Origin of the sequence: Enorma timonensis (assembly GCF_000321165.1) — a bacterium.
GTDB lineage: Bacteria > Actinomycetota > Coriobacteriia > Coriobacteriales > Coriobacteriaceae > Enorma.
Window position 1 is genome coordinate 1 of record NZ_CAPF01000094.1, and the last position, 11,599, is coordinate 11,599.

11 protein-coding genes are annotated in these 11,599 nt (G+C 64.4%); 10 read left to right on the forward strand and 1 reads right to left on the reverse strand.

Going from position 1 to position 11,599, the window contains the following annotated elements; genetic code table 11:
• Positions 1-176: 176 nt before the first annotated feature.
• On the reverse strand, positions 177-1,244 hold the full coding sequence (gene prfA, locus BN423_RS09760; RefSeq protein WP_019240066.1) for a peptide chain release factor 1: 1,068 nt from the start codon (positions 1,242-1,244) through the stop codon (positions 177-179).
• A 646-nt stretch (positions 1,245-1,890) separates the two neighbouring features.
• On the opposite strand from prfA, the gene BN423_RS11720 reads away from it, so the two are divergent.
• The 10 genes from BN423_RS11720 to BN423_RS11445 form a co-directional block, all read left to right on the forward strand.
• A complete protein-coding gene (locus tag BN423_RS11720) occupies positions 1,891-2,607 on the forward strand; it encodes a zinc ribbon domain-containing protein (RefSeq protein ID WP_198283090.1) in 717 nt (238 codons plus the stop codon).
• A 50-nt stretch (positions 2,608-2,657) separates the two neighbouring features.
• Positions 2,658-3,056 (forward strand): hypothetical protein, encoded by a 399-nt coding sequence (locus BN423_RS09770; RefSeq protein WP_019240068.1) that lies wholly within the window; start codon positions 2,658-2,660, stop codon positions 3,054-3,056.
• Positions 3,057-3,129: 73 nt separating this feature from the next.
• Positions 3,130-3,702: a zinc ribbon domain-containing protein gene (locus tag BN423_RS09775; RefSeq protein ID WP_026089079.1), complete on the forward strand. Its 573-nt coding sequence runs from the start codon at positions 3,130-3,132 to the stop codon at positions 3,700-3,702.
• Between the two features lie 44 nt (positions 3,703-3,746).
• Positions 3,747-5,609 (forward strand): zinc ribbon domain-containing protein, encoded by a 1,863-nt coding sequence (locus BN423_RS09780; protein ID WP_081588362.1) that lies wholly within the window; start codon positions 3,747-3,749, stop codon positions 5,607-5,609.
• A 20-nt stretch (positions 5,610-5,629) separates the two neighbouring features.
• Positions 5,630-6,814, forward strand: a complete 1,185-nt coding sequence (locus tag BN423_RS09785) for a hypothetical protein (protein ID WP_232385566.1) — start codon at positions 5,630-5,632, stop codon at positions 6,812-6,814.
• Positions 6,815-6,868: 54 nt separating this feature from the next.
• Positions 6,869-7,249, forward strand: a complete 381-nt coding sequence (locus BN423_RS09790; protein WP_019240071.1) for a hypothetical protein — start codon at positions 6,869-6,871, stop codon at positions 7,247-7,249.
• A 30-nt stretch (positions 7,250-7,279) separates the two neighbouring features.
• Positions 7,280-7,588: a hypothetical protein gene (locus BN423_RS09795; RefSeq protein ID WP_232385567.1), complete on the forward strand. Its 309-nt coding sequence runs from the start codon at positions 7,280-7,282 to the stop codon at positions 7,586-7,588.
• Positions 7,589-7,622: 34 nt separating this feature from the next.
• Complete coding sequence (locus BN423_RS09800; protein WP_019240073.1) at positions 7,623-9,842, forward strand: zinc ribbon domain-containing protein; 2,220 nt, start codon at positions 7,623-7,625, stop codon at positions 9,840-9,842.
• Positions 9,843-10,339: 497 nt separating this feature from the next.
• Positions 10,340-11,338, forward strand: a complete 999-nt coding sequence (locus tag BN423_RS09805; RefSeq protein WP_019240074.1) for a hypothetical protein — start codon at positions 10,340-10,342, stop codon at positions 11,336-11,338.
• A 64-nt stretch (positions 11,339-11,402) separates the two neighbouring features.
• Positions 11,403-11,599: zinc-ribbon domain-containing protein (locus BN423_RS11445; RefSeq protein ID WP_019240075.1), on the forward strand; the 197-nt coding region annotated here is incomplete at its 3' end.

Below are 11,599 nucleotides of genomic sequence, written 5' to 3' on the forward strand. Positions count from 1 at the left end.
AAACAGCGCTTCGCAAACAAAGTCGTCAACTTTATGCGCGAAGCGAACGGCACCGGGACGCGCTCGTGCCCCGCGCACGCCAAACGCAAAGCGGGGCACCCCGGACGCCCCATGCGACCCGAAGTGCCCCGCGCACATCGGTGCTCCCAATGCACCAACGCCCGGCTCTCGCCTGCCTACACGGCCTCCGCCAGCTTCTCCGCGCGGTCGGCGGCGGCGAGGGCATCGATCACGGCGCTCAGGCCATCGCCCAGTAGCACGTTGTTGTACGTGGAGTTGAACCCGATGCGGTGGTCGGTCACGCGATCCTGCGGCTGGTTGTACGTGCGGATCTTCTCCGAGCGGTTGCCGTGGCCGATCTGGCTCTGGCGCTCCGCGCCCAGCTCGGCCTGCTGCTTCTGCAGCTCCATCTCGTACAGGCGGGCGCGCAGCATCTGCATGCACACCTCGCGGTTCTGGATCTGCGAGCGCTGCTCCTGGCTCTGCACCACGGTGTTCGTGGGCAGGTGCGTGATGCGCACGGCCGAATACGTGGTGTTCACGCACTGGCCGCCGGGGCCGCTCGCGCAGTACGTGTCGATGCGCAGGTCGCCGGGGTCGATCTGGATGTCGATCTCGTCCGCCTCGGGCAACACCGCTACGGTGGCCGTCGAGGTCTGGATGCGCCCCTGGCTCTCGGTCTTGGGCACGCGCTGCACGCGGTGGACGCCGCTCTCGTACTTCATGACGGAGTACACCTTGTCGCCCGTGACCTTGAACTCGATGCTCTTGAAGCCGCCGGCGTCGCTGGGGCTCGCGTCGAGCACCTCGACCTTCCACTTGTGGCTCTCGCAGAAGCGCTGGTACATCTTGAAGAGGTCGCCCGCGAAGATGGCCGCCTCGTCGCCGCCGGCAGCGGAGCGGATCTCCACGATGGTGTTCTTCTCGTCGTTCGGGTCGCCCGGGATGAGCATGAACTTGATGTCTTCCTCGAGCTGCGGGAGCTTCTCCTCGTTCGCGGCGAGGTCCTCCTGGAGCATGGCCTTCTCGTCCGCGTCGGAGGTCTCGTGCAGCATCTCCTTCGCGGCGTCGATGTCGTCGAGCGCCGTGAGGTACTCGCGCGCCTTGGCCACGAGCTCGGCCTGCTTGGCGTGCTCCTTGGCGAGGCGCGTGTATTCCTTCTGGTCGGCGAGGACGGAGGGGTCGAGGAGCTTCCGTTCGAGCTCCTCGTAGGCGGCGATGAGTTTCTCGAGCTTGTCGCGCATGATGGTTCCTTTGCGTTCGGGCGCCCGGGGGCGCGGAGGGTTCGGCAATGACGGGGCGAGGGCGCCGGGGCACGAAGCGACGGCGCGGGCAATCAGCCCAGCTAGAACATGTCGAACCGCAGGTACATGCGCAGCTTCCCTTTCACGTATGTAAATTTACCCCAGGGGTTATTATACATGTGGCTTGTCTTCGGGTTCCTATCATACCCAGAGCTGGGAAAAGGGCAAGGCATGGCCGCGCAACCTGCAGAAACGACACGTCGAGCCGCGCACCACGATGCGCCTTGATACACAGCTGATATACAGATGATATAGGGAATTCGAAACGCGAATTGGCATAGCATCGAAGAACCCGCAGGTCAACGGCTTGTGCGGGAGCAGCGAGGTGCTCCCGCGACACTCAGATGATATTGAGTGATATAGAGAATCCCGCCGGGCGCAGCCGGGGCATGTAGAAAAACCCCTGGGGTGTTTTTACATTCGGCTTGTTATGTAGAAAAACCCCTGGGGTAATTTTACGCGACAAAATTTTCTAACTCTTTCAAAACCCATAATAGGGGTAGATGAATCTTCTATACTCGTAGCTGTACCGCAGAGGAGGGGCGACGAGCTTCTGCGGATGCTCGTCTATTAGAAGGGAACGATGATGGCAATCGTTCATCTGTTGAACAGCGGAATAACCGCCGATACGGCTGGCCCGGACAACCTTTGGCAAAACGCGTGTTGCTGGGCACTGATGTTTCGTCTTGGATTCAACAACGCCACGCGAATCGCCGATATGGTCGATGCGGATACATACGGACGTCTGCCTGTTGGAAACAAGGAAATGATGTTCGTCGGAGCCTCGGAGAATCCTTACGAGGAACCAGGGTTCGAAGCATATGTTGCTCGACTGCGGCGTTCCGTTGTATGTCACTTTTTGCATACAAAGTACGGCATCGATACCCTTCCCGACAACATGGAAGCGTCCTGTCAGAACCGTCCGAACGCTTGGTGCGACGTAAACGCGTTCGCCGACCGATTCATGGACGACGAGGTGCTTTCCGAATTCATTCCGACATGGGGGCGAACGATTCGAGGAAGCAGGGAAAAGCACGGCAATCTCTTCGAATCCATCGTCGTGCCCACGTACGAGCGGCGCACGGGCAAGCGCTACGTGCCGCGCAACTGGGAGGATCCTGCGCACCCCGGCATGCCGCGCCCGAAGCAGGCCGCACCGGCGTCAGCCCCTGCGGCAACGCCCGCATCCGCCGCGCCCCAGTCTGCATCCACGCACCCCACACCCAAATTCTGCAGCAACTGCGGCTCGCCGCTCTCGCCCGGAGCGAAATTCTGCTCCAACTGCGGCAACCGCATCGGTTAGCAACGCAACGACCATCCCATCGAACACATATATAAGAGAAAGGAACGGATATGGGGCTCCTGTCGAACAAGCGGCTCGAGGTCGAACGTGTGAACGGCAAAACGCAGGTCCATGTGGTCGAGGAATTCACCGCGCTCGGAACGCTCGCCGCGCTCGGGGTTTGGGCGCTCGTGTGGTACCACGGGAGCACCATCTTCGAGGCAATCGCCGCAGCGGGCACCGCAGCGCTTGTATCGATCCTCGTGCTCGTCATCCTGCGCTGCGCGCTGCGCCTCATGAGCGAGGGGATGGGGCAGCTCGCCCAATGCAAGCGCCCCGACGGCGGGAAGCTCTTCCCCAAGGCCGAGCGCATCGGGTACGGACTGCTCTTCGGGAAACGGCACCCCGTCCTGCTCTACCTCATCAGCTTCGTGCTCTGCTTCATCGGGCTCTTTCTCTCCTTCCAGTAGAAACACCATGGCGGCATGCAACGACGCCGACCGCCTGAACCCCTCGCCCATCCCGACATCGAAAGGAATCACCATGTTCTGCACATCCTGCGGCGCCCAGCTCGTAGATGGCGCCAAGTTCTGCACCTCCTGCGGCCAGCCCGTCGCCCAGAGCGCCGCGCCCGCTACGGCTCCGGCGCCCACGCCCACGCCTGCGCCCGCTCCCGCTGCGGCGCCGACGCCCGCGCCGGCTGCTCCCGCGCCTACCCCCGCACCCACGCCCGCCGCATACACCAACCCGGTGGCTGCCCCCGCTCCCGCAAGCTACTCCGCGCCGGCACCCACGCCGGCACCCGTTACGCCCCAGGCCGCGCCCGCGACCTCGCAGATGTCCCAGGCAGCGGCGGGCACGCTCGCGGACATCAAGGTGATTCTCGCCACGGGGGAGAACCTCAAGCACATCTCCGCCGCGACGGCATACTGGGGGTTCGGTCTGTTCATCGCCTGCATGGCGTACCTGTTCATCCTGGTGAGCTACGGCGCCCCGGAGGCTTCCATCTTCACCGTCATCGCCACCATCCTCTTCCTCGCTGGCATGGCGCTCGCCGCAATCGGGGTCATCGGGGTCATCGTGGCGAGCGCTAAGGACGGACTACAGCGCCGGTAGCGCGACCTCAGCCAAATAGGACGATCTCTAGGGAAGGAGTCCAGATGAGTTTTTGCACGACATGCGGGGCGCCGCTCAAGCCCGGCGCGAGGTTCTGCGAGCAATGCGGGTCGCCCGTAGGCGTCGCGGCGCCGGCAGCGAGCCAGCCTGCGCGACCGGCACCAGCCGCGCGCCAACAGCCCGCCGCAGCGCAACCGGCCGCCGCGAGCCAAGCGGCGAATCTGGCAGCGCAGCAAGCCGACGCGGTGAAGCGCGCCGCCCAGGCGGTCGCCAACGCCGCCGAGGCGCGCATCGACGCGGCCCGCGCCGCGGCCGGCGTGGAGCACGACAGCCCTCGGCACTATGCGATGCAAAGCGAGGCGAGCACGGGCGCCATCGCCCGCAGCGCGGCAGCGCCCGCAGGCATCGTCGCCGCGAGCACCGCAATCGAGATCGCGCCCTACGCTTCTCCCTTCTCGGATGAGGAGCGCGAAGCGAGCGCGCACCTGCCGGCGAGCGCGCCCAAGCACGCCCGGAAGATGTGCGAGAAGGACATCGCCGAGGTGTCGCGGCGGGTCAACAGCCTCGCCGTGAGCATCCGAGAGCACGTCAAGAAGGCGGCCCGCGACGATATGGACGCGGTGCAATACGCCGGCGCCATCATCGACCAGATGGGGCGCGACGGTACGTATCACAGCGACGTCGTGCCGTTCAACGAGCTTGAGACCGTGACGCGTTACCGCGCGAACATCAAGGAGCGCCTCGACGCCGACCGCACGGTCATCAAGGACGTCTCCGCGTGGCTCGACTATGGCGTGCCGACCTTCGTCGATGACGCCCGGGCGCTCGCCGTGCGCATGTGGGGCACCTTCGACCAAAGCGTTCTCGACCGGGCGCAGGCCGACTACGATGCGGCAGCAGCCGCGTACGACCAAGCGAAGCAGAGCTATCTGGACACGGCGGTCGCTTACGACGAGAAGGTCCGCCTCAACACCAAGCAGAACATCGAGCCGAGCTACGCCCTCCCCATGAGTGCGTCGTTCAGGCGCTATGCGAAGCTCTTCCTGTGGCTCGTCATCCTGACGCTCGTGCTCTCGCTCGTCTGCTGGCTGTTCCTGCATGTCGCCATTATCATCATGGCGCTGCCCATCGTGAGGCTCATCGGCATCATCGGCGCCATCGGGTTCTTCGTCGCGAGCATCGTTATGGAGCGCGGGGTCGAGCGCAAGCGCACCGCGGACCTCAACGCGCAAAATGCCGCCATCATCGCATGGAACGCGCAGCTGCAAGCCGAGCGTCAGCAAGCCCTCGTCCAGCCGAAAGCCGCGATGGATGCGGCGGAGGAGCGCAAGAACGCCGCGCGGAAGGCGCTCGAGCAGGCGAAGCAGAGCGTCGACCCCGACGAGCGCGTGGCCTTCACGTCGCTCACCAACACCTTTGTGCAGGCGCTTGATGCGCTCAACCGTGCCATCGAGCCCGTGATCGCAGCCATCGGGAAGCAATGGCCTATCGACGGGTTCGAGCAGGCTATCGACGACGACTGGATGGATCAGCTCAAGCGACATGATCCCCCGCGCTACATGATGCTTCACACCGAACGCTCGAACGAGCTGCAGTCTGCTGCCATCGCGCACGCGAGCGAGGTACAGGAGAAGGAGGCCAAGCGGCAGACGGCAGAACAGGCGCGACAGACAAGTATCGCCGAAAAGAATCTCGCAGAAGCGCGGAAGCGTCGTCAGGAGGCAAGCATGCTTGACCGGCAACGCACGCAGGATAACGCCAGAGCCGCCGCTGCCACAGTAAGAGCGCGAAGGGCTCAGGAATCGGCTGCATGGGCTCAGGAAAACGAGGCTTGGGCAGGCGCTGATGCCAACCGAGCCACTGAAAGAGCCGAAGATGCCCGACGGGCCAGCTACAACCGGAACTAAAACTCCAAGGAGCGTTCATCGTGAGTATTTCCATGAAACGCAATCACCATCACACGCTTTCCCGCATCGCGACGGGCATCGCCGCGTGCCTACTCGTCGTCGTGCTGAGCGGGTGCTTCGGACAGCGGCCCGAAGCGAAAACGGGCGACGCGACCGAAACCGAGGCCAAGACCGTCCTGGCAACCATCACCATCGACGCGCCGGGCTGGAGCAAAGACAGCTCGCCGTTCGTCGTGCACTTCACGGGACTCGACGACGCGACCGCGGGCGTGGACTTCTACCACGCCGTGAGCGCGGGCGACGACGCGAGTGCCCAGGTGGAACTGCCCGCCGGCAGCTACGAGGTGGGCTACATCAGCGCCATCAACGCGGACGGCAGCATCTACCGCACGCCCGATGAGCCGGCGACCGTCGTCATCGGCGAGGCCGACGGGGAGAGCGACGACGCGTCCGAGGAGCAGCCCACCCTCGACGTGGATGGCAGCTTCGGGCAGGTGCCCGCCGAGGACGTGACGCAGGACGACATCGACGGCATCCTGGGAGACCTCGCCGACGCCGTCGAGAAGGGCGACGAGACGCTCTCCGGCGACGTGGGCAAGGACGTGGTCGACACCGCCACGGGCAACGCGCAGAACGCCCCAAACGTGGACAAGGACAAGGTCGAGCAGGCGGGCGACGAGGCGTCCGACGCGGTGAAGGACGAGCCGACCAAGCCCTCGACCAGTGGCAACGGTGGCTCCGGCAGCTCCTCCGACAACAGCGGCTCCTCGTCCAAACCGAGCGGCGGCAGCTCAAGCGGCTCTAGCTCCGGCGGCTCCTCCTCTGCCAGCAAGCCCGCGCACCAGCACGCCTGGGTGGCGCAGACCGAGCAGCAGTGGGTCGTCGACGAGGCGGCCTGGGACGAGCCGGTGTACGAGACGCGGGCCGTGACCAAGTACATCGCCGAGTGCCGCTACTACAAAGAAGATGGTTCGGCCGGCGGTTGCGGTGCGAGCGCCACGTTCGACAATGCGACCGATGCCAGCAACTGGATGAAAGATCACCTGTTGGCGCATCGCTACGACGACGAAGACCACTTCACGCACTACTACTCGAAGACCGAGTACGAATACGTCCAGACCGGCACCGTCCACCACGATGAAGTCGGCCACTGGGAGACCGTGACGACCGGTTACAAGTGCTCCGGCTGCGGCGCGACGCAGTAAGCGCACCCGTCCTGCGCCCTCGACACCTCACCACCCCATGAAAGGAGTACCACCATGACACATCACCAGGGCACGTCCCTCGTGCACAGCATCCTCGCGCGCGCCGCGGCAGGGATCGCCGCCTGCCTGCTCGTCGTCATGCTGAGCGGATGCTTCAGTCCCCACCCCGACATCGTGGGCTCGTGGAGCGCGCCCGCGAAGAACAACGATGCCGTTACCTACACCTATACCTTCAACAGCGACGGCACGGCGTCCGTCGAGACCTCGGATACGAAGACGGGCAGGGTCGGATACCACGAAGATGCCACCTGGATGACCGACTTCGGCAACGTGGTGATGGACTTCCCCACGGGCGAGGACGTCGTCTTCTCGCTGTCCCTCACCGGCGACAGCATCTCCGATCCCTACGGCAATACCTACCATCGCAGCAACTAAGCGCAGAAGGGAGCGTGCTCCATGGAGGACATGTCCAACGGACGCAAGGTCATCTCATCGGTCGATAGGTTCCTCGACCGCGCGGGCAGCCTGTTCGGAACCATATTCGCCGTCGTGGCGACGCTGCTTTCCGAACTCTTCGGCTTCGTCGTGCACACCACGGCGGGCAAGATCATCGCGGTGTTCGTCACCCTGCTCATCATCGCGAACGTCGCGCCCGAGCTCGCGCAGCAGATCTCCCAGGCGGTCGGGATCGGGCTGGCGCTCGTGATCGTCATCCCCATCATCGTGGTCATCGCCATTCTCTGGTGGCTCTACAACAAGTTCTGGTGGCTGTAGCAAGCATCAAACACGTCGATGAAAGGAAGCGCGTATGATTCTCGTCTCGCTGCTTCGCCCTAACCTCAAGCTCAACCTCGCGTCTACCGATGCGCTGTGGCGGCAGATCTGCGCCGGCCAGCTCGTCGACCATCTGGGTATCCAGAACGGCGAGCGCATCGCCGCCGCCTGCACGGATGCCGCCTTCGAGCTCGTGCCCCTCGACCCCGACGGCCGCTGCTTCATCGACGTCCCCGAGGACATCCGCGCGTGCCCCGGGTTCGACGACGCACTCGAAGCGCTCACCGGAGCGACCGAGGCGCACGTCGCGGACGGGGAGTTCGGTATCGGCGCGGGCGTGAGTAAGGATCTCGACGGCTTTCGCGGCTTCGACGACCTCGCGAGCCTGCTGGACGATCCCAGCGTGCTGCCGGACATCCAGGCGGACGCCGCCCGGCTCATGGATGGCATCGTGGCCCACGCGCAAGCCATCTGGACCGAGGACCGCTCGCATTCCAACGCCTGGTATGGCAACGTGTACGAAGCCGTCGCGGGGCAGTTCGTGAGCGAAGAGAGCGTCTGCCGGCTGGATAACGAGGACGTGCCGCCCATCTCGCAGATGCCCCTGCGCCAGAACGTTTTCTGGGACGCATGGTTCCTCCCCTCCCCGCAATTCCCGTTCACGCGCTACGACGTTCAGTCCGGAGACGCGCCCGCGCTCGAAGCGGAAGCGAGCCTGCCAAACGGCTACCGCGCCGAGAGCTGGCTGCTACCCGCGAGCGATAGCCTGTGCGACGCCGTGGATACGTTCGAAAGCATGATGGAGCGGACATGGGAGCCGCGCGGGCTCACGAGCCGGATGCACTGCCTCTTCGGCGGGCCGTTCGCCATCAACGGCATGTACTTTCACCTCTATAGCGACGTGTTCCGCTCCGATTGGCAGACGTTCGTCGTGGGCGGTGTCGCGGCAGTCGTGGAGGGGCGGGTGCGCCTGTTCGCGCTCTCGAAGCTCATTGAGAGCGACCGTGCCGCCGATGAGGAGTATCCGGATCGCGTGGTCGCGGCCATCGAAGGCGCCTTGCGCTCCGTAGCTGCCCGGATCGCGGGCGCGCGGCGCTCGACGGGCGGCGCCATGCTGTGCGCGCCGGCGTTCACCTCGACCGGCCTCGTGCGCATCAGCACCTCGCTGGGGCGCGGGTACGTGCCCATGTCGGAGCTCACCGTGTCGATCGGTGCGGCCGTCGAGGAGGCGATGTCGAAGCGCTACCAGACGGACATCAGCGCCGAGATCATCAACACCGACAGCCTGTATGGCACGGAGTTCGAAAGCCGCGTGATACGCGTGCGCCTGCCCGAGCAGAGGCGCAGCGCCGTCTACCTGGTCATCACGCGCGCGGATGATTGCTTTGCCGTCGAGCAGCTCACAACGCTTGACTACGACAACGATGCCATCATCGACGCGTTCTTCGACGTGCGGGATGCCGTGATAGACGCCCTGGATGGCTTGGGCGGCCGGGTCTCGTGCATCTCATTCGTGAATTCGCATCTCCCGAACACGGTGCTCGAGGTGTTCGTCCCGCACCTCCTTGATGTATATGCCCAAGCCATTTTGAATATGGCCGACGATGAGTCGCTTCAGCTGTTCGCGGAGGACGGGCTGGCCGTGCGCGCCGAGCGCAGCGACGAGACCGACGAGTATGGCATCCGCGTGGTGGAGGTCAAGCTGCATGACAGCTCCGGCCACCACACTTGCTGCATACGCGCCCTGCTCCACGAGGACACCGCCACCGTGACGTTTGACATCATCTACAACACAGATGACGCGCCCACCGCGGAAGACGAGCTGTTCCTCGATGACTTCGCACTCCTTGCGACCAGCTTCGCGCAGACCCTGTTCGCCGTGGCGCCCGTGGACTCGGACGAGCCCGCCGAGCCGTGGAGCCTGGAGCGCGCGGTCGCGCTTTGCGGCGATTTCCGCGACGCGCTGGGCGAGGAGCTCGACCCGCCGTACCTCGATATGTTTACCGAGGTGGAACGTGGGAACGACGCGGGTGCTGATGCGCAATCGGGCGAGGTGCAGGCACCCGAACCTGTGGAGATGCCCACGCCGGAACAGACGGCGGTGCCGCAGCAGGCACCTGCACCGCAGCCTGCGGCGGCACCGACGACCGCAGCCGCACCGCAGCCTGCACCGAAGTTCTGCTATGCCTGCGGCTCACCGATCACCCCGGGCGCCCGCTTCTGCACCAACTGCGGCACGCAGGTAGCCCAGTAACCGCCGAACATCGACCCCTCTACATCGGCGCCCGCGTCTCTCCCCGGCGCGGGCGCTTCGTTTTCACGCAGGCGAACGCGCGGGCGACGACAGCGGCACGCACTTTTCGCGCCTCTCGCCCGCGACTCAGAAAGTTCGAGCCTCGAGTCTGTGTGGGATTTTGGAACCCCCGAGTAGACGGCGCTCTAAGCCCTGAAAAAGCGCTGGTAAGCGCATTGGACCTATCGGGGCTACTCGACAACCTTCGAATCCCACACAGACTCGAGGCTCGAACATATTCCAACGGCCGCAACGCGACCTAACGACGGCGTCCACAGCTCGCTTTTCGTGATTTTTAACCCCTCCCACATCAAAATTTCTGTACCCTTTCAAAATCTCTTTTTCGAGCTTCCTAATTTCATATACTTACTTCAGCGAGACGGGAGGGCACAGAGCCCACCCACGGCTCGGCGACACGCCCGCCGAGCGCGCTCGCGGCATCTCGAGAAAGGAACACCATGAACGCCACAGCCTGCACACCCGCCCCCATCACCCGGCGCCTCGCGCTGGCGATCCTCGGCATGGCCGCTGCGCTCTTCGCCCTCCTCTCCCTGAGCGCGTGCTCCTCCACGCCCGACCTGCAGGCCTTCGAGGATGCCTTCGCCGAGCAGGAGGCCGACCTCCTCGAGGGCGTTGCGCTCGATGACTATGTGAACCCGAGCGACTACGGCTTCTCGTTCGATTTGAGCGAGCCCGAAACCGAGGACGGCGTGACCACCACGAACGGCACGGTGACCGTCGCGAACGATAGCTTCCAGACCATCTACGACGTCAAGGGCACCTACCAGGACGATACGTTTACATTCTCTGTCGACGAAGGCCCGACCACGCCCATCGCCGGCGTCGACTTCGATGATGAGCACGACTTCAACGGCGCCGAGAGCGAGCTCACCGGCGACGACACCTGCGAGGTCACGACCACCGAGACCATCGACACGTGGTTCGCGACCCTCACGTTCAACCGCACGTACCACTATAAGTTCGAGAACGACGGCGTTGGCCAGTACTGGGCGTTCACCGGCGAGGATGTCAACTCCTCGGACATCCAGTACAAGGATGGCGCACTCGACGGCTCGTACTCCTACAGCTCGGACTCCATGAGCGAGGGCTCGTTCACCACATTCCAGATCTCCGATTTCAACGCCGATGACGGCACCTTCACGGTGAGCTATGCGAACAAGTACGCCTCGGGAACGGCGCAGTGCACCCTCGAAACCATCGAACTCGATGAGGATTCCCTGGAGCAGGCGCAAGACGATGGCACTGCCGTGGCAGATGCCTACCAGTTCCATTTCGTTGGCGACAGCCCTGAGGACCGCGACGTGACCATCGAGGGCTACCTCTCGCAGGATGACAACAGCATCGTGTCGAACAGCTGGTTGCCGTCCTCGGGTTTCGAGGTCATGGGCTACACCCAGGTGGTGTACGGCACCGTCTCCGGCACGCTCGTGAAGTAGGTTGACCGAACGTTGGCGGGCGGGCTCGCCGCTGAGTCCGCCCGCATGTCTGAAAGGAGCTGCGATGTTCTGTCCTCAATGCGGCAGCAAGCAACCAGATGACGCCCAGTTCTGCGCGCAATGCGGTGCGCCGTTGAGCGCGGTGAACGATGCGGGTGAGGCGGCCGAGGCCGCACCGACAGGCGGTGCGAAGAGCGCTGGTGCTGCGGCTGAGACCGCGGCCGCGCCGACACCGGCGGAGAGCCCCGAGCCCGAGGCAGC

What these genes read in the sequence shown, in the direction of transcription:
- BN423_RS09805 (WP_019240074.1), top strand. Translation starts at nt 10,340, where the DNA reads ATGAACGCCACAGCCTGCACACCCGCCCCCATCACCCGGCGCCTCGCG.
- BN423_RS09775 (WP_026089079.1), top strand. Translation starts at nt 3,130, where the DNA reads ATGTTCTGCACATCCTGCGGCGCCCAGCTCGTAGATGGCGCCAAGTTC.
- BN423_RS09800 (WP_019240073.1), top strand. Translation starts at nt 7,623, where the DNA reads ATGATTCTCGTCTCGCTGCTTCGCCCTAACCTCAAGCTCAACCTCGCG.
- prfA (WP_019240066.1), bottom strand. Translation starts at nt 1,244, where the DNA reads ATGCGCGACAAGCTCGAGAAACTCATCGCCGCCTACGAGGAGCTCGAA.
- BN423_RS09770 (WP_019240068.1), top strand. Translation starts at nt 2,658, where the DNA reads ATGGGGCTCCTGTCGAACAAGCGGCTCGAGGTCGAACGTGTGAACGGC.
- BN423_RS09795 (WP_232385567.1), top strand. Translation starts at nt 7,280, where the DNA reads ATGTCCAACGGACGCAAGGTCATCTCATCGGTCGATAGGTTCCTCGAC.
- BN423_RS11720 (WP_198283090.1), top strand. Translation starts at nt 1,891, where the DNA reads ATGGCAATCGTTCATCTGTTGAACAGCGGAATAACCGCCGATACGGCT.
- BN423_RS09790 (WP_019240071.1), top strand. Translation starts at nt 6,869, where the DNA reads ATGACACATCACCAGGGCACGTCCCTCGTGCACAGCATCCTCGCGCGC.
- BN423_RS09780 (WP_081588362.1), top strand. Translation starts at nt 3,747, where the DNA reads ATGAGTTTTTGCACGACATGCGGGGCGCCGCTCAAGCCCGGCGCGAGG.